Raw genomic sequence first — 18,535 nt, 5'->3', positions numbered from 1 at the left:
TCAAATGGCGCCAACCCTGCCCCCTGCCGAGCTCGAAAAACTGAAAACCGCTGCTTCCATGCTGGAAGAGGCGGAAAAGCGCTTGCCCGTATTGCGCACGCTGAGTTGGGACCGGGGCCTGGCGGATGCGTTTTTCAAAAGCGGCGAGAAAGAACCGCCGCGCCCGGAATATTCAAAAGTCGATCCGATGCCGTCGCTGGAGCTGGTCTTGCGCGCGCGGGCGCTGATCGACGGCTCAAGCGAAGCACATATATGGCTGCGCCGCTTTGCCGACATCACCGAAGAAACGGCGGTGCTGTTGTCGGTTGTCGGCGATGCAGAATTTCATGGCCACTCGCGCGCGCTTTATGGCGGCCCGACCTCGCCGGTCGCGGATGGCAAGACGACCGCGCTTGATCTGGCGCGCCGCCTCGACACCTTGCTCACGGAGTTTGACGCCCCGGCGCAGCGCCTTGAACCCACCGCGAAACTGTCCGCTGAGGAACTGAAGGTCCGCCTCGACAAGGCTTTGCCGTTGCATTTCGGCGACGCCGCGCCGCGCGTCGACGTCACCCTCAATGTTTCCGCCAAGGCCGCCGCCGGCAGCGACTATATCAAGCTGCGCGAAGACGCGCTGTTCTCCGATCTCGATGAAGAGCAATTGCTGCAACATGAAGCGCTGATTCATATCGCCACCGGCATGAACGGCACCGCGCAGCCGCATTTCCCGATACTCGGCGAAGCCTATCCGGGCAACGCCCGCACTCAGGAAGGGCTCGCCGTCTTCGCCGAATTTATTTCCGGCTCGCTCGATCCGCGCCGGTTTAAACGCCTCGCCGACCGGGTCATCGCCATCAACATGTCGGCGGAGGGCGCGGACTTTTTACAGCTCTATCAATTTTTCCGGGAGCGCGGCGAAGCCGATGCGCCGTTTGAAGCCTTTGAAAGCGCGCGCCGCGTCGTGCGCGGCGGCCTGGTCAATGGCGGCGGCCCGTTCACCAAGGATTCGATTTACCTGCAAGGCCTGCTTGAAGTGCACAACTATCTGCGCGCCGCCGTACGCGCGGGAGACGCCTCGCATATCAGCATGCTGTTTGTCGGGAAGATCGATCTCGATGATCTCGGCGCGATGAAGTTCCTGCGTGAAGCGGGACTGCTGGCCGAACCGCGCTATCAGCCGCCATGGGCGAAGGATCTGCGCTATCTCTTGTCTTATCTGGCCTATTCGACCTTTTTGAACGGCATTGATCTGGAAAGCGTTGCGGCGCGGTTCGACCCGCTATTCACCGACTGACGCATCTTCGCCGATAATTTCATCGACGATATAAATCGGGCGCTGCTTCACTTCGACAAACAGCCGGGAAACATATTCGCCGAGCACACCGACTGAGATCATCTGTACGCTGCCGAAAAACAGAATAAGCACGAGCAGTGATGCATAACCCGGCACGTCAACGCCTGTGACGATGGTGCGGATGACAATGAAAGACGCATAGAGAAAAGACAGAAACGCCACGACCGCGCCAACATAGCTCCAGACCCGCAAGGGCACGGTTGAAAAACTGACAATACCGTCCAGCGCGAAGTTCCACAGCTTCCATAAATTGAATTTGCTGTCGCCGGCCGTGCGCGCCGGGCGGGCATAAGGAATCGCCGCCGACGTGAAGCCGGCCCAGGCGAACAGCCCCTTCATAAAGCGCGAGCGCTCGGGTAGCGCCTTGACCGCCTCCACCACGCGGCGATCCATCAATCGGAAATCACCGGTGTTTTCGGGAATTTTTACGGCGGAAATTTTGTTGAACAGGCGATAGAAGCCTTCAGCCGACAGTCGCTTCGCGGCGGTATCGAGGGTGCGGTCTTCGCGCTTGCCGTACACCACATCAACGCCCTCTCGCCATTTGGCGACGAAGTCGCGCATTAGCTCCGGCGGATCCTGCAGATCGGTGTCGATCACGATCACCGCATCCCCTTGCGCGTGATCGAGCCCGGCGGTGAGCGCTGCTTCCTTGCCGAAATTGCGGGAGAACACGATGACCCGCACATGCGCATTGCGGTCTGCGAGTTGTTCGAGTTGCATGCGGGTGTCGTCGCTGGAGCCGTCATCGACAAACACCAGCTCATAATCGAAGTCAGCGCCCTCCAGCACCGGCGCCACCGCCGTCATGAAAGGTCCGAGCGCTTCGGCTTCATTGTAACAGGGCGCGATGATGGAAATCAGCGGCCGCGCCGGGCGCGGCTTCGCAAGACGCCGCGCGCCGCTTGCCGTGACCGTACCGTCATTCGCTCCGTCGCCCATGAAGCCGCCCATGCGTTTGCCGTTTATGGTTAAACGTCCCGACGCAAAAATGGCGCGCAGGCGTTAACAATAAAGTAACGCAGCCAGCCGAATGGCGGATTTCCGCCGGTCTCTAGCCCAGAAAACCGACGATTTTCTTGACCTCGGCGACCACCGGATCGGCGATCGCAGCGGCTTTTTCCGCTCCGGCCTTGAGAACGCCCTCAAGATAGCCGGGATCGGCTTCCAGCCGGCGCAACTCTTCGCTGATGGGCGAGATCTTCTCCACCACCAGTTCCGCCAGCGCCGGTTTGAACGCGCCAAATCCCTGGCCGCCAAATTCACCAAGCACTTCCGCGGCCGCCTTACCGGACAGCGCCGCATAGATGCCGACCAAATTCGCCGCCTCGGGACGCCCTTCAAGGCCCGCTACTTCGGAGGGGAGCGCATCGGCGTCTGACTTCGCTTTTTTGATCTTCTTCGCAATCGTCGCCGCATCGTCGCGCAGGAAGATGCAGGCGTTTTCAGACGGATCGGACTTCGACATTTTCGCTGAGCCATCGCGCAGGGACATGATGCGCGCGCCCGCATCGCCGAACTGGCCTTTGATCAAAGGCTCCGGCAGGGGAAAGAAATCCGGCTGTTTGAAATCGTGATTGAACTTGCCGGCAATGTCGCGCGACAGTTCAAGATGCTGCTTCTGGTCTTCGCCGACCGGCACATGGGTGGCTTTGTAGACAAGAATGTCCGCCGCCTGCAGCACCGGATAGGTATACAAGCCCACCGACGCGCGCTCGGCGTTTTTACCGGCCTTGTCCTTGAACTGGGTCATGCGGTCGAGCCAGCCGAGCCGGGCGACGCAATTGAAGATCCAGGCAAGCTCCGCATGCGCGCGCACCTGGCTTTGCGGAAACACGGTCGCAATCTCAGGATCGACGCCCGACGCCATGAAGGATGCGGCGATGTGAAAGATCTGGCGGCGCAACTGCTCCGGCTCCTGCCAGACGGTGATCGCATGCAAATCCGCGAGGAAATAATGGCAATCATATTCGTGCTGCAACGCCACGAATTTGCGGATCGCGCCGATATAATTGCCGAGATGCATGTCGCCGGATGTTTGAATGCCCGACAAAACGCGCATGGGACCTTGATAACCGCTCATCTGAAACTCGTTTGTCTTCGCTGATGGCGCCGGACTTATTTACCGGCTGCGCCGGTCTTGTAGTCGCCAGGGCGCGCGGCGCCAAGCGCCAGCGCGAGCGCGCCATAAAGAACCACGCCGAGGGCGGACAGCCCCATGATCACCAGCCACTCCCGGCCCCAGGCCAGCGATGAGAGCGCCTCGGTCTGCGGCAGCGACCACAGGAGAAAGCCCGCAAGCCCCCCCACAGCCGCCAGAATGCGCATGAAACGCCCGATCAGTTCGGCGCTGGGCCGGAACAGATGCTGCCTGTAGAGCTTTTGCGCCAGAAGAAGCACCTGCAACCAGGCGGCGAATGAAGTGGCGACTGCGACCGCGATGAACCCGATCGCCGGGAACAGGGCCAGCGACATGCCCGCATTCACAGCGATTGAAATCAGCGCGTAATTCATCGGGGACTTTGTGTCCTCGCGCGCGAAGAACGCCGGGGCGAAAATTTTCAGCCAGACAAAGGCCGGCAGGCCGGCGCCGAATATCGCCAGCGCGAGGCCGGTCTGGCGCACATCCTCCACCGTGAAAGCCGAGTGGCGCGCGCCGACAAGCAACAGCGCATCGCTGGCGAGGCCGCGGAACAGCGCATCGCAAATCGCCTCGCTCATGATGATGAACGCCGCCGCCGCGGGCAGCGCCAGAAGCGCGGCGACTTCGAGCGAGCGGTTGAGCGCGCGGGCCGCGCCTTTTTCATCGCCCGCCTTCACCCGCGCCGACAACATCGGCAACAAGATGACGCCAAGCGCGATGCCGATCACCGCGAGCGGCAATTGATAAAGCTGATCGGCATTCATCAGCCATGAAACAGCGCCCGGCTGCTGACTGGCGATATTGGTGCCGACAATGAGATTGATCTGCACGGCGCCCGCGCTGATGAAACCCGGCGCGCCCAGCGCAAAGAGCCGCTTCATGGAAGGCGTCAGGCGCGGCATTCTAAGGCGCAGCAAATATCCTTGCCGCCATGCGCCGACCAGCAGCATCAGCAATTGCGCAAGCCCGCCCGCAGCAACGCCCCAGGAAAGCGCCTGCCCGGATATATGCGCCTCAGAGTCCGCAAATAAAAGCAGCGCCCCGATCATGAAGACATTCAGCGCGATGGGCGCCGCGGCGGCGGCGGCGAAACGGCTGAGCGAATTCAAGATGCCGCTATAAAGGCCAACCAGCGACATCATCATCAAATAGGGAAACATGATGCGCGTGTAGAGCGTGGTCAGGGAAAATTTTTCCGGATCGCCTTCAAAGCCGGAAGCGAGCAAAAACACAAAAGCCGGCGCCGCGATCTCGACCAGCGCGGTCAGGATCGTCAGTATAAAAATCAATCCGGCCAGGACTTCTTCCGCAAAGGCCTTTGCTTCGGCGTCGCCGCCATCGGTGCGGCGGCCCTGAAACATCGGGATGAAGGCGGCGTGAAAGGCGCCCTCGGCGAACAGGCGCCGGAACATGTTCGGCAGGCGAAACGCCGCCCAGAACGCATCCGCCACCGGATTGCCCCCGGCGCCGATAATCCCCGCCATCAAAATCTGGCGCGCAAATCCGAGCACGCGGCTGGCCATGGTCATGCCGCTGACGGTCGCAAGGGATTTGAATATATTGCCGCTCATGGGATTTTGCGCTTTGGGGAAGGGAGTAGCCGTGTTCAGTCGTCTGAACCAGCCGCCAATACGGCTGTGAGTGATTTTTTAATCCGCGCCAGGGCCGCCGGGTCAGTCAGTTTCTCGCCATCGCGAGTCTGCAGGTAAAAAGCGTCCACCGCGCGTTCGCCATAGGTCGAAATATGGGCGGAGGTGATGATCGCCCCCTCTTCCGCCAGCGCCTGGGTCAGTTCAAACAGCAGGCCCGGCCGGTCCAGCCCCTCCGCCTCCAGCACGGTCGCCTCTTCCGAGGCGCCGGGCTCGATCCTGACATCGGGCGCCACGGAAAAAATCTGCCTGCGGTCGCCAAGCCGGCGGCGCAATTGCGGCGGTTTCGCCGGCGCTGAGGACGCAGCGGCCAGCAACGCCTGATGGAGGCGGCGGCCCTGCTCCAAATCCTCCACCGGCACGCCGTCCGGCGTCTGGATGACAAAGATGTCGATCGCCTTGCCGTCATTGGTGGTGAGCGCCTGCACCGACCGGAAGCTCATGCCCGTGGACGCCACCGCGCCCGCCAGATCAGCGAGCAATCCGGGCCGGTCATCGGTGTAGATGATCACATCAAGATCCCCATCATGGGGCGTCACCACAACCGCGCTATGGGCGGCGTCGCGCTCCGCCGCACGCGCCAGCGTCGCGAAACGCACGATGATGTCCGGATCGAGCGAACGCATCATGGAATCGTCAAGGCGATCGAGGAAGGCCGCTTTTTCGGAATCGCTCCATCCGGTCAGCCGCCGCTCCGCCTCGCTGCGCGCCATCTCCGCGCGGTCATTGAGCTTTTTGTCGAGCGCCGCCTCGCCATGATCGAGCCACAACGCCGTCGCGTCATAAAGTTCCGCAAGACGGCGGCGGGTCATCTCGTCCCATGACTGAACACCGACAACGCGCAAATGACAGACCGACAGCACCAGCATCATGTCGAGGCGGGCGCGGGTTCCGACTTTTTGAGCGAAGGCGGAAATGGCATGGGCCTCGGTGAGATTGCGCCGCTCCGCCGTCCGGACCAGTTTCAGATGGCGCGCAGCCGCCCAGCCCGCAAGCGCCGCCCCGTCAGCACTCAGCCCAAGACGTTTGGTGACGCGAATAACCAGCTTTTCGCAAGCCTCGACCGAATCTTCCTTCAGCGACCAGCGCGCCTCATGCAAAAGCACGCCGAAATAAAACAGCAGCGGATTTTCCGCATTGCGCACAATCTGCGTTGCAATCGGGTGATCTTCCGCCAGTTCGCCGCGCGCGATTTTCACCAGCAGCCCAAGGCAGCGCAACACATGCTCATCAAGCGTAAAGCGCCGGTAGAGCCCGTAATCAATGCGCCCGACAATCGAACCGAATGCGGGAATGTATTTTCCCAGCAAGCCGGTCTCGGTCATGATGCGCAATACGCGCACCGGGTCTTCGCTGTCTGTCAAAATGCCGGCGAAGAGGTTCGCAATGACGGGATCGCGGCGCACCTCCAGCGTGACGCTCGGCGCCTGCTCGGTGACAATGGCGAGCGCGTCAGGATGAAAGTCGATTTTCGGCTGCTTGCCGAAGGCGCGGAAAAGGCGGAACAGATCGCGCGGCGCGCGGCGCGCCTTTGCGGCGTTTTCAAAATCGAGACGGCCATTATGGATGCGCAAATTCGGCTTGCCCGGCGCTTCGTCTTTTTGCAAGGCGCGCGGCATCAAGCGCGGCAGATGCGGCAGGCGCTTTGCTTTTTCCTCTTCGAGCCGCGCGCATAAAATTCGCGTCAGCCGCCCGACCTCCACCGCATTGACGAAATAATGCTTCATCAATCGCTCGGCGGCGGTCATGTCCTTGCGGTCCGCATAGCCGAGGCGCTTGGCGATCTCCGGCTGCACGTCAAAGGTCAGCTTGTCATCGGCGCGTCCGCGCAAATCATGCAGATGCACGCGCACGGACCACAAAAACCGCTTGGCCTTGAGCAACGCCTGGCGCTCCGCCTTGCCGACGATTTTCTCCGCCATCGCATTGTCGTTGAGGATGTCGCCATAGGCGTAGCGGTAGATCCAGCGGATCGTCTGCAGATCGCGCAGGCCGCCTTTGCCTTCCTTGACGTCGGGCTCCACGAGATAGCGGGTTTCAAAAGATTTCGCCTGACGCTCATTTTGTTCTTCGAGCTTGGCGGCGACGAATTCCGGCACGGTCTTGCGGCGCAGCTTGTCATAGCTGACGCGAAACTCGTCAAACAGCTCCTTGGCGCCGCAGAGGAACCGCGCATCGAGATAGGCCGTGCGCGCAACAATATCGCTCTTGGCGAACTCCACCGCGCTGGCCGGCGTATGCGCGCCATAGCCAAGCTTCACGCCGGAATCCCACAATGGATAAAGCAGACGATTAAGCGTGTCGCGCAAAGTCTGTTCGCTCTCCGAGCGATGCAGAAAGAGCAAGTCGATATCGGAATAGGGCGCCAGTTCTGACCGGCCGTAACCGCCGACGGCGCAGACCGCGATCTCCTTGCCGATCCCGTCCTTCGACAAGCCAAACAAGGTGCGCACCACCCCGTCGACGCCCTTTGACAGCCGCGCGGCGATGCGGTCGCCGCGCACCACGTCGCGCATGGTCTGACGGCGCAAATGAAGAAGCGCGTGTTTTAGAACCTTGCCCGTCGCGCCATGGGCCTGGCCCGCGCGTTCGGCGGCCATAGCCGCTGCGATCTGCACATCGAGCGAGTCGCCGGAAAGATAAGATTTATCGCCGGAAGGCGTTGCTTCTGATGTCACAAGGGAAAGGCTTTAGGGACCTGGCTGGGCTTCGCGCGCATTGTCGCGCGCCGCGCGCGCGATTTCAACAGGCGAAGCTGAGGCGAATAGCGTGGTATTGGGAATAGACGACCGGGCCCTAAAGCTGCGCCAGCCGCCGCAAGACGATCGCCGCGCCCGCATGACCGTTCTCAGCCGCGATCGCACACCAATGGCGCGCAGCGGCGGGGTCTTTCGTCTCGCGGCCCAGCGCATTCAACTCGCACAGACGGTAAGCCGCCTCGCTCGCCTTCGGGAAATCGACCGGCGCCGCTTCGGCGGCGACCTCAAGCCATTTCGCCATGCCGGTCTCTGACGCCGCGACCCCTTCGCCAATCTCAAAGCGTTTCGCCAGACGCCAGGCGGCGACCGGATCGCCATTTTCAGCGCGCGCGGTTTCAACGGCGACGATGTCTTCAAGGCTCGGACTATGCGCCAGCCCGCGACGGCGGAGATTTTCGAGCCGGATCAGCGCGGCGTAGTCGCCGGCGATCGCCGCTTCCTTCAACAGCGCAACGCCCTCGAACAGCGCTTCGCCATCGCCCGCCGGGGTTTTGTCATCGAGCAGGATGTAAGCGAGATAACGCTTCGCCGTGACCGCGCCGGCGTCAGCAGCGGCGGTCAGCAATGGCCGGGCCGCAGCAAAGTCGCCCGCGCGATAGGCGGCGACGCCGTCAGTTAGTCCGGATGCGGAAGATTGGGCGGAAGCGCCATTAACCATGGACAGCGAAAGCAACGCCGCGAGAACAAAAAAGACCCGATTTTTCATCCGACGCCCTTGCCGATTCGTCACGCGCCCGCCGCGTTTCGCGAGGGCCTATAACTCATCTAAAAGCGATTTCAAATGGTAAAGCGCGCTCAGCGCGTCTTTTGGCGAAAGAGAATCCGGGTCAAGCGCATTAAGTGCGTTTACAATGACAGTTTCATGACAAGACGCGTCTTGCGTGACAGTTTCGTGACGATCTTTGTCGTCAGATGAAGCCATTGCAAAGAGCGGAAGATCACTGATGGCGGCGCCGGTTTGCCCGCGCTCTTCAAGCATTTTCAAAACCGCTTCCGCGCGTTTCACCGCTTTCGGCGGGAGCCCCGCAAGGCGCGCAACCGCAACGCCGTAAGACCGGTCCGCCGGCCCCGATGCAACTTCATGCAGGAAGACGACATCGCCTTTCCACTCGCGCACTTTCATCGAGACATTGACGAGACGCTCAAGTTTTTCCGCGAGCGCCGTCAGTTCGTGATAATGCGTTGCGAATAATCCGCGGCACCGATTGACGTCATGCAAATGTTCAACCGCCGCCCAGGCGATCGACATGCCGTCAAAGGTTGACGTGCCGCGCCCGATTTCATCCAGCACGACCAGCGAATGCGCCGTCGCCTGATTGAGGATCGCGGCGGTCTCCACCATCTCGACCATGAAGGTCGACCGCCCGCCGGCGAGATCATCCGACGCGCCGACACGGGAGAACACGCGATCGACAACGCCGATGCGCGCCGCGCTTGCGGGCACATAAAATCCCGACTGCGCGAGGATCGCGATCAACGCGTTCTGTCGCAGAAAGGTCGACTTACCGGCCATGTTCGGACCGGTGACCAGCCAGAGCTGCGCCTTGTCGCTATCGCCGAGCACACAGTCATTTGCGATAAACGCCTCGCTCGCCGCACGCTCGACCACCGGATGGCGGCCGCCTTTAATGTCGAAAGCGAAGCCTTCCTCAAGCTGCGGGCGCACATAACGCTGATCGAACGCAAGCACCGCGCCGGATGCGGCGATATCGATTTCCGCCAGGGCCGCCGCCGCCGCCGAGATCGCCGCGCGCCGTTCCAGCACGGCGTCGCACAGCGCCTCGAATAATTCCTGCTCGCGGGCCAGCGCCTCGTCGCGCGCGCGCGAAATCTTGGCGTCGAGATCGGCAAGCTCAGTCGTCGTAAACCGCACCGCGCTGACCAGCGTCTGACGGTGAATGAAACTTTCATTGAGCGGCGCCGACATCAACCGGTCGCCTTGCGAGGGCGGGCATTCGACGAAATAGCCGAGCACATTGTTGTGTTTGATCTTGAGGGTCTTGATTCCCGCCAGCTCGCGATATTGCGCTTCGAGCCCCGCGATGATGCGGCGCGATTCATCTCTCAGCATGCGGACTGAATCGAGACCTGAATCATATCCCTTGGCGATGAACCCGCCATCACGGGCGAGCATCGGCAAATCTTCGCTCAACGCTTCCTGCAACAGCGTGATCAGCGCCGAAAAGCCTTCACCATTTCTGTCTTCAAGCGCGTCGCTGGCCCGCCGCAACTCTTCCGGCAGCGCTTCGCCCGCGCCTGAAACCGTCGCAGCAATGTCGCGCGCATGCTTCAAGGCTTCGCGCAGACTGGCGAGGTCGCGCGGGCCGCCGCGCTGGGTGGCGATCCGCGACAGAGCGCGCGCCGCATCCGGCGTTTCCTTGAGCGCCGCGCGCACGCCCTCGCATGCCTCGCGCGCGGTCTCGAAAAAGCCGACCGCGTCATGGCGCGCGGCGATCGCCTTGATGTCAGTGAGCGGGGCGGACAGCCGCGCCGCGAGCGCTCTTGCGCCGGCGCCGGTGACGGTTTTGTCGACAGCCCAGAGCAACGATCCTTTGCGCGCGCCAGCCTGTGTTTGCAGCAATTCCAGCGAAATCCGCGTCGCCGCATCAATCACCATATTATCGGAGATCGCGGAGCGCCGCGGCGGATTGAGCGACGGCGCGCGGCCCGCCTGGGTCAGAGTCACATAGCTCAACAAGGCGCCGAGCGCGCCGCATTCAGCCCGTGAAAAATCACCGAACCCGTCAAGCGAGGCGACCGCATAGGTCTCCATGATGCGGCGTTGTCCCGCCGCAGAGTCAAACATATGCGCCGCCTGTTGCGTCAGCGTCATGGCGCCGGCGCGCGCTGTGACGGCATCGCGCCACGCGCCTTCTTCATCGAGATCGGGCAGAATCAATTCTTTCGGCGCAATCGCGGCGAGATCGGCGGCGATGCGATCAAGCCCGGTTTCACGCACGGAAATTTCACCGGTCGACACATCAACCCAGGCGAGCGCCGCCTCGGCGCCGCCGCGCAATAATGACAGCGCTGCAAGAAAGTTATTGCTGCGCGCATCGAGCAATGAATCTTCGACAATCGTGCCAGGCGTGACGGTGCGCACGACCTCGCGCTTGACGACGGATTTCGAGCCGCGTTTCTTCGCTTCCTCCGGGCTTTCCATCTGCTCGCAGATTGCGACCTTAAATCCGGCGCGGATGAGCTTGGCGAGATAGGTCTCATAGGCGTGAAACGGCACGCCGCACATGGGAATGCCTTCACCATTATGTTGACCGCGCTTGGTGAGCGCGATATCGAGCGCGCCAGCAGCCGTAATCGCGTCATCAAAAAACAGTTCGTAAAAATCACCCATCCGATAAAACAAAAGCGCATCGCCCGCCTGTTCTTTAATGGCGAGATACTGCATCATCATCGGCGTCGGCTGGGCGGCCGTTTTCGTCATCACTATCGTCTTCTCGTTGCGCCCGCCCTATCAACGCCAGGCCGTCTAGCAAAAGAGTCTTTCGCCTTCATTCCAATGGGCTTTGATCTTTCCGGGAAACCGGTAAGGTTGGGCGTTTCGTGAGCGTACCCCTTTATGTCGATAAATCACATCACCCGAACCGAAATCAATATAGGCGCGCGCGCGACGCCGCTGATCGCGCGCGTCAACAGGCGCGCCAAGCGGCTGATATTGAAGGTCGATCCGGTGGCTGGGGAAATTCACGTCACAGCGCCGACAAAACGCGCCCTGCCCGAAGCGATCTCGATTCGCCCATGAGCGCATTGACTGGATCGCCAGCCAGCTCACCGACAATATGCGCGGCAAGCCGTTTCAGCCGGGCATGACCATCCCTTTTCAGGGCGTCGATCATGTCATCATCCATGATGAAAATTTGCGTGCGGCGGCAAGGCTCGACAATGAACTCTACCCGGCGATTCGCGCTGGCGGCGGCGTAGAACATCTCAATCGCCGCATCTCGGACTGGCTGAAGCGCGAAGCGAGAAAGCAGCTGATCGAACGTGTTGATTTTTATTGCGGCGAACTTGGCAAGCAACGCCGCGCGATCCGCATTCGTGACACACGAACCCGCTGGGGCTCCTGCACTTCGGAAGGCGACATGTCCTTTTGCTGGCGGCTGATAATGGCGCCGACGGAGATCCTCGATTATGTCGCCGCTCATGAATGCGCGCATCTCATTCATCTCGACCACTCGCCGGCCTTCTGGCGCATTGTCAGAGAACTTGGCGTGGATGCGCGCGGCGCTGCGCGCTGGCTTGGCGCAAACGGGCCGTCTCTGTTCACCTATGGCGTGGCGCCGGAAAAATCAGCTTAGCCGCTGGCGTCAAGCAAGCTCGCAATCGGGTCGCCGTCGCTTGCACGCGGCGCATAGCTTGGCGGCGGCAACGCCCGCGCCAGCATTTCCCGCCAAATCACCGCGGGCGCGCGTCCGCCGGTCATGACGGAATTCATCGGCGCATTGTCATCGCGGCCGATCCAGACCACGCCGACCAACCCGCCCGCATGACCCGCGAACCAGGCGTCGCGATTCGCCTGAGACGTGCCGGTCTTGCCAGCGACGCGATAACCGGGAATCGACGCCGCGCGGCCGGTGCCCCATTGGGCGACGCTTGTCAGCATTTCATTGGCTTGATCAATCGCGTGGGCCGGCGCCGCTTCTGCGATGATCGAGCCTTTGCGGCGATAGACAATATCGCCGTCAGCGGTTTCGATCCGGTCGATGGCATGGGGCGCGATGCGGAAGCCGCCATTGGAAAACGGCGCATAAGCGCCCGCAAGATCAATTGGCGAGATCGCATCGACCCCCAGCGCCAGTGACGGACCGATTGTCAGTTCGCCGGGCCAGCCCATCGCCTTGGCGGTTGCGCGCACATTTGTCCGCCCCGTGCGTTCCTGCAGGCGCACCGCCGCGCTGTTCAGCGACCGGGCGAGCGCTTCACGCAAGGTGACCTCGCCATAAAACTTGTCTTTGTAATTGCCGGGCGACCAGGCGCCGATTGTCACCGGCGCATCGAGAACCATCGCATCCGGCGTTTCCCCCTGCAGCAGAGCCGCAAGATAGACGAAAGGCTTGAAGGCCGATCCCGGTTGCCGGCGCGCCTGTGTGGCGCGGTTATACTGGCTGCGCGCATAGTCGCGCCCGCCGATCATCGCGCGCACCGCGCCTTCGCCATCGAGGATGACCGCCGCCGCTTCAACATCCGACATGCCGTCGCCGGTCAGGGCAAAACCGGCGATCAGCCCGGCTTCGGCCGCCGCCTGCACTTTCGGATCAAAGGTTGTGCGCACCACAAAATCCGCATCAACGCCCGCCGTCAGCGCGCGCATTTCCTTCAGCACATAATCAACAAAAAACGGCGCCGCCTCAAAACGCGGGGCCGCCAGCATGATCGGCTGCGCGATGGCGGCGTCTGCATCGCGGCGCGATAAGAAGCCCGCCGTCACCATCTGCTCAACCACAAGCCGCCCGCGCTTGCCCGCATCGTCAGGGTTGGAGGTGGGCGCATAGCGCGACGGCGCCTTGAGCAGCCCCGCCAGCACCGCCGCCTCGCCGACCGTCAGATGACGCGCCGACTTGCCGAAATACCGATAACTCGCCGCATCGACGCCATAGGCGCCGGCGCCGAAATACACCCGGTTCAGATACAAGGTCAGGATTTCATCCTTGCGGAATTTCCGCTCCAGCCAGAAGGCGAGCATCAATTCCTGAACCTTGCGCTTCATCGTGCGATCGCTGGACAGGAAAACATTCTTCGCCAATTGCTGGGTGATGGTCGAGCCGCCCTGACGGACCTCGCCTTCATTCGCATTGACGATCAGCGCCCGGACGATTGAAACCGGGTTGGCGCCAAAATGATGATAAAAGTTCCGGTCCTCAACCGCGAGCACCGCGTTGGGCACATGCCGCGGCAATTCGGACAGACGCAAGGGCGCGCCCTGCGCGGCGCCATGCATCATGATCGGGGCGCCGTCAGCCGCAAGCAGCGTGATGCGCGGCGCTTCACCTTCACGCCAGAGCGCGCCCGTATCGGGCAGGTCGCTTGCAAAATAGGCGAACAGCGCGGCGAGTCCGATCAGGCCGGTGAAGGCGAACACGCCGAGTTCCGCCGTCGCGCGCGCAAATGGCTCAAGCGCAACGCGCAGGCTCTTGCGCTTGGCTTTGCGGCGACGCGTGCGCGAACGCCCGCCCGCCTGCGAGCGGCGGATGCGGGACGGCGCAGCCTTGTGGCCACGGGTCTTTCTTTTCGGTTTCCGGGCGACCATAGGCTCCATCCATCGAACTTCGTGGTTAACGACCGGTAAACGGCCTAAATCCCCGTCCGTACTGACATTTCACTGGCCGCCAAAAGGCGCCATACTGGCGGGCCGGGCGGCGCGGGGCGGAATCCGCCCGTCACAGAGCGCAAACCACCATAGAATCGCCCCACGGACGATGAATTGAGAGACGACAGGAAAGAGCACAATGCCGGATTTGGCGGCGATATTGGAAACAGGGGCGGATGAGAAGACCGACGCGATCGTCGCGGCGGCGCGCAAAATGTTTCTCACCCGCGGCTTCGACGCCGCCAGCATGGACCAGATCGCCCTCACCGCCGGCGTCTCCAAACGCACTGTGTACAATCGCTTCCGCTCCAAAGAGGAGCTGTTCGGCGCCGCGATTACCGATACCTGCAAAATGTTTTTGCCCGGCAATGTCGAGGACATTGAAATCTCTCTGCCGCCGAACGAACTGGTGCGCGCGCTCAGCCTGCAATTCGTCAAAGGCGTGCTGGCGCCGGAAGCGCTGTCTCTGCGCCGCATCGCGGCTTTCGAGGCGGGACGAAATCCGGCGATCGGCAAAATGTATCTGGAACGCGGGGCGAAATGGATGGTGGCGCAATGCGCGCCCATTCTCGCGCGCCTCGCCAAGCGCGGCGTCTACAAGATCGACGATCCGGTGGAAGCGATCTGGCATCTCGGCGTGCTGATCACGGAGCCGCTTTACACGCGCGTGCTGCTCGGCGACGTGCCGGAAGATATGGACGCCGCCATCAACGCCCAGATCGAAAGCGGCCTCGACGCCTTCAAGAAGATCTACGCGCCAGCCTAAATCGCGCGCCGCCCCCGCACCGGCAAACTCCGTTTCTCGAACATCCAAGGCCCCGAACATCCGCGCAAATGAAAACCGGCGCAGCTTGCGCTGCGCCGGTTTCAAGACTTGCCGTAGCTTGTCTGCCGTATCGCCTATTCGAAGGAGATGACGACATCCGAGCGGCGATTAAGCGGCTCGCGCACGCCATCCGGCGTCGGCTTGGCTGGGTTGGTTTCGCCATAAGCCTCAAGCGAAATGCGGTCAGCCGCAACGCCATTGGCGATCAGCGCATCACGCACCGCACGAGCCCGGCGCTCGGAAAGCGCCTGGTTGTAGGCGGAACCACCCGACGTATCGGTGTTGCCAGCGACCGTGACAGTTTCGATGTCGTTTTCGAGAGCCCGGTCAGCCGCTTCTTTAACCAGCGTAGCAGCCTGCGGCGTCAGGTTCGATTTGTCATAGTCGAAGTAAACCGTGAACTGGATCGGATCGAGGTCAGCAGCAGTGCTTTCCACGGCCTGTGTCGGGCAAGACGCCGAAACAGGAACGCTTGAGCCATCCCAGCAATCTTTGTACTGAACAGCAGCAGGCGCCGCTTCAGCGCTGCCGAAGCTCCAGCGCAGACCAGCGAATGCGGAATGCGAGTTGTAAGCCGCCTCGAAAGCAGCAGGCGAACCGCTCAGCGTGCCGTTCACTGTATCTTTTTTGGTGCCGAAATAACGGTAGGACAGGTCAAGCGCGAGGCCTTCCGCGAGTTCGATCGCGACACCGGCGATGCCCTGATAGGCGAGCTGCCATTCGGACGAACCGTAAGCAATGCTCAGCGGATCTGTCGGCAGAGCCGGCGAGGTGCTGCCGGTGATGGAGTGATCGATATTCGCCATGCCGAGGCCGGCGCCGATGTAAGGCGTTACGGTTTCGCTCATGCCTTCGAAATCATAGAGCAGATTGAAGAGGATCCCGAGCGAACGGCTGTCGCCGGAGATCGAGCCTTCAGGAATGCCCGTGAAGCCGCCGCCATCAGCAAGCAGGCTTTCAATGTCGTTGGAGCGGTAAGAGAATTCGACTTCCGAACGGAGCGGACCGGCATAGTCATAACCGACCGCTGCATAAACGCCGATGCCCGGATCGTAGTTGACGCCGCTATCGAAAGCGAACGGGCCGGAGCCGTTGGAATTGTTGTTGTTCAGATCGCGATCGTCGCTCATGTAGCTGAGGCCGGCGCCGATAGCGCCATACAGGCCTTCATAAGCGTGAGCGGCAGGCGCAAACGCCATAAGCGATGCAGCCGCGAGCAGTGTGGTTTTGAGTTTCATCGTTCCCCTCCTCAGGTGGACCAATCAGGCCGCCAAATCCAGTGATTCTCGGGGCGGCTTCCGGTGAATTCACGCATTCCGTAGCGGGTTTACCACCCGAAATATAGTCTCATTGCATCGAATTTCTCCAAAAGGGTTAATAACGGATTAACGTTGTTGCATCAACGCATCGGCGCCCTCAAAGTGACCCCAATAGCAGTACAAAGGTTGCTGCGGGGCAACAGTTCCAAGTCGAACCAAAAACAGGCGGAAATTCGCATGCGCTTGCGGGCAGCTTTCTTTTTCTTAATGTTTTCAAGCCCGCTCGCGGCCGCACAAGGCGACAACGCCGCGCTGCTGACGCAACTGCAAAGCGACGTCTCCGCCGCGCGCATCGAGGCGGACATAGTGCGTCTTGTCGGCTTCGGCACCCGTCACACGCTTTCTGGTACGCGCTCGCAAACACGCGGAATCGGCGCCGCCCGGCGCTGGATAAAAGCGGAATTCGAAGCGATCTCCGCCGAGTGCGGCGGCTGCCTTGAGGTGATCGCCGTCAGCGACTTTGTCGAAGGCGAAGAGCGCATCCCCGAGCGCACCGAAGTGGTCAATATCGTGGCCATACAGCGCGGCCGTCTCGACCCCGATCGGGTGGTGATGATGAGCGGCGATATCGACAGCCGGGTCACCGATCCCCTGAACGGCGTGTCCGACAGCCCCGGCGCCAATGACAACGCCTCGGGCATGGCCGGGGTGATCGAGGCGGCGCGCGTGCTGTCGAAGCAGAAATTCGCCGGCACCATCGTTTACGCCGGCCTGTCCGGCGAGGAGCAGGGCCTGTTCGGCGGCAAGATTCTCGCCGCCTACGCCCAGGAGAATGGCTGGCGCGTCAAGGCGGTGCTCAACAATGACATGATCGGCAACATCGAAGGCGTCGACGGGGTGATCGACAATTCGACCGCACGGGTGTTTTCCGAGGGCGTGCGCTATGTGGAAACGCCCGATGAGGCGCGCATGCGGCGTTTCACCGGCGGCGAGGTGGACAGCCCCTCGCGCAATCTCGCCCGCTATATCGATCAGCTGGCTGATCAATTTATTCCAAATCTGAATGTCATGATGGTCTACCGGCTCGACCGTTTTGCACGCGGCGGCCATCACCGCCCCTTCAACGAGGCGGGCATTCCGGGCGTGCGGATCATGGAAACCCATGAAAATTACACGCGCCAGCATCAGGACATCAGGACCGAAGACGGCGTCGCCTATGGCGATGTCATAGAGGGCGTCAATTTCGATTATGCGCGCAAGCTGACATCGCTGAATGTCGTCGCGCTCGCCGCCATGGCGGCCGCGCCGCCCTTTCCTGCGAATGTTGAAATAACAGGCGCGGTGCAGCCCTCCACCACGCTGAAATGGACCCGGCCGACCGGACGCGCCGCGCGCAATCTCGCCGGCTACCGCGTTCACTGGCGCCTCACCGATGCGCCGCAATGGACCAACAGCATGGATGTGGGCGACGTCGAGGAATTCACCCTGGAGAACATTGTCATCGACAATTATTTCTTCGGCCTCTCATCACTTTCCAAGGACGGCGCGGAAAGCCCCGTGGTGTTTCCCGGCCCGGCGGGAAGCTTCGGCGACTGACGATTTCGCACGCGCAATATATGCGCTATACGGCGCGATAATTTTCGGCCCCGCGCAACTTATCTGCGAATGCCGCGCACATAGCGCACATTGCGTTGCAGCAGAGCGGCATCTTTCCTGTAGCCATTCGAAATTCACTCGGTTAGTCTCCGCGGCGGGGAAACCGATTCAAACGTGGGGTGTCCAAATGAAAGCTATTCTCTGGATCATTATTTTGCTGCTGGCGGCTGTCGGCGTTGCAGCAATCGTTGACTATTTCGACCTGTATAACATTCCGATGGTGGATGTGTCGCCACAGGAAACTGCCGTCGTTACTGAGTAACGACAAAGACCACACTCTTCAAAGCGCCCCGAAACAGCCCCGCCCGCTTTTGCGGCTTGCGCTGCTTCGGGGCGTCTTCTATTCAACTCCATGACGGTGCTCCCTTAATCGGGAGAGAATAGGGAACGCGGTGAAAATCCGCGGCTGTGCCCGCAACTGTATGCGGTTAGGCGCCCGCCCATCAGGCCACTGGATTTTTTCCGGGAAGGCTGGCGGCGCGCTGATGACCCGCTAGCCAGGAGACCTGCCGTACACGTCGTCTCTCGTCTGGCCGGGAACAGCCATGTCGAACGGAGACCCCGGTAGGGCGACATCCAACTTTT

The 18,535-nt window shown here is 61.4% G+C and carries 14 protein-coding genes and 1 riboswitch; of the genes, 6 read left to right on the top strand and 8 right to left on the bottom strand.

Features of this window, described 5'->3' with window-relative positions:
* Positions 1-4: 4 nt before the first annotated feature.
* Positions 5-1,273 carry a flavohemoglobin expression-modulating QEGLA motif protein gene (locus tag AC0L8G_RS04680; RefSeq protein ID WP_473387227.1) on the top strand — a complete coding sequence of 423 codons (1,269 nt, stop codon included), beginning with the start codon at positions 5-7 and terminating at the stop codon, positions 1,271-1,273.
* On the opposite strand, the gene AC0L8G_RS04675 is transcribed toward AC0L8G_RS04680, so the two are convergent.
* The 6 genes from AC0L8G_RS04675 to mutS all read right to left on the bottom strand — a co-directional run bounded on the left by AC0L8G_RS04675 (position 1,259) and on the right by mutS (position 11,326).
* The gene (locus tag AC0L8G_RS04675) at positions 1,259-2,275 is read right to left on the bottom strand and encodes a glycosyltransferase family 2 protein (RefSeq protein WP_473387226.1); all 1,017 of its coding nucleotides are present in this window, start codon (positions 2,273-2,275) and stop codon (positions 1,259-1,261) included. The genes AC0L8G_RS04680 and AC0L8G_RS04675 overlap by 15 nt on opposite strands.
* 112 nt (positions 2,276-2,387) lie before the next feature.
* Positions 2,388-3,416, bottom strand: coding sequence for a tryptophan--tRNA ligase (gene trpS / locus AC0L8G_RS04670; protein ID WP_473387224.1), 1,029 nt, complete (start codon positions 3,414-3,416; stop codon positions 2,388-2,390).
* Positions 3,417-3,451: 35 nt separating this feature from the next.
* Positions 3,452-5,047 carry a murein biosynthesis integral membrane protein MurJ gene (gene murJ / locus AC0L8G_RS04665; protein ID WP_473387223.1) on the bottom strand — a complete coding sequence of 532 codons (1,596 nt, stop codon included), beginning with the start codon at positions 5,045-5,047 and terminating at the stop codon, positions 3,452-3,454.
* Positions 5,048-5,082: 35 nt separating this feature from the next.
* Positions 5,083-7,803, bottom strand: coding sequence for a [protein-PII] uridylyltransferase (gene glnD, locus AC0L8G_RS04660; protein ID WP_473387222.1), 2,721 nt, complete (start codon positions 7,801-7,803; stop codon positions 5,083-5,085).
* A 118-nt stretch (positions 7,804-7,921) separates the two neighbouring features.
* On the bottom strand, positions 7,922-8,590 hold the full coding sequence (locus tag AC0L8G_RS04655) for an SEL1-like repeat protein (protein ID WP_473387221.1): 669 nt from the start codon (positions 8,588-8,590) through the stop codon (positions 7,922-7,924).
* A 48-nt stretch (positions 8,591-8,638) separates the two neighbouring features.
* Positions 8,639-11,326, bottom strand: a complete 2,688-nt coding sequence (gene mutS / locus AC0L8G_RS04650) for a DNA mismatch repair protein MutS (RefSeq protein ID WP_473387218.1) — start codon at positions 11,324-11,326, stop codon at positions 8,639-8,641.
* A 135-nt stretch (positions 11,327-11,461) separates the two neighbouring features.
* Between mutS and AC0L8G_RS04645 the strand changes: the two genes are divergently transcribed.
* Both AC0L8G_RS04645 and AC0L8G_RS04640 read left to right on the top strand, forming a co-directional pair.
* A complete protein-coding gene (locus AC0L8G_RS04645) occupies positions 11,462-11,644 on the top strand; it encodes a hypothetical protein (protein ID WP_473387217.1) in 183 nt (60 codons plus the stop codon).
* A 37-nt stretch (positions 11,645-11,681) separates the two neighbouring features.
* Complete coding sequence (locus AC0L8G_RS04640; protein ID WP_473387215.1) at positions 11,682-12,200, top strand: M48 family metallopeptidase; 519 nt, start codon at positions 11,682-11,684, stop codon at positions 12,198-12,200.
* On the opposite strand, the gene AC0L8G_RS04635 is transcribed toward AC0L8G_RS04640, so the two are convergent.
* Positions 12,197-14,149, bottom strand: coding sequence for a transglycosylase domain-containing protein (locus AC0L8G_RS04635; protein ID WP_473387213.1), 1,953 nt, complete (start codon positions 14,147-14,149; stop codon positions 12,197-12,199). The genes AC0L8G_RS04640 and AC0L8G_RS04635 overlap by 4 nt on opposite strands.
* 199 nt (positions 14,150-14,348) lie before the next feature.
* Here AC0L8G_RS04635 and AC0L8G_RS04630 point away from each other — a divergent pair, with 199 nt between their 5' ends.
* Positions 14,349-14,975, top strand: a complete 627-nt coding sequence (locus tag AC0L8G_RS04630; protein WP_473387211.1) for a TetR/AcrR family transcriptional regulator — start codon at positions 14,349-14,351, stop codon at positions 14,973-14,975.
* Between the two features lie 134 nt (positions 14,976-15,109).
* Here AC0L8G_RS04630 and AC0L8G_RS04625 read toward each other — a convergent pair whose 3' ends face one another.
* Entirely contained in the window at positions 15,110-16,273 is a 1,164-nt protein-coding gene (locus AC0L8G_RS04625; protein ID WP_473387208.1) for an OmpA family protein, read from the bottom strand.
* Positions 16,274-16,561: 288 nt separating this feature from the next.
* Between AC0L8G_RS04625 and AC0L8G_RS04620 the strand changes: the two genes are divergently transcribed.
* Together AC0L8G_RS04620 and AC0L8G_RS04615 are read left to right on the top strand one after the other, a co-directional pair.
* Complete coding sequence (locus AC0L8G_RS04620) at positions 16,562-17,890, top strand: M28 family metallopeptidase (RefSeq protein WP_473387206.1); 1,329 nt, start codon at positions 16,562-16,564, stop codon at positions 17,888-17,890.
* A 187-nt stretch (positions 17,891-18,077) separates the two neighbouring features.
* On the top strand, positions 18,078-18,212 hold the full coding sequence (locus AC0L8G_RS04615) for a hypothetical protein (protein ID WP_473387203.1): 135 nt from the start codon (positions 18,078-18,080) through the stop codon (positions 18,210-18,212).
* 77 nt (positions 18,213-18,289) lie between these two features.
* Positions 18,290-18,478: riboswitch (cobalamin riboswitch) on the top strand.
* Positions 18,479-18,535: the final 57 nt, after the last annotated feature.

Source organism: Hyphococcus sp. D3-15 (assembly GCF_055809375.1).
Note: the sequence above shows the minus strand (reverse complement) of the source record. Positions and strands in the feature narration are given on the sequence as shown.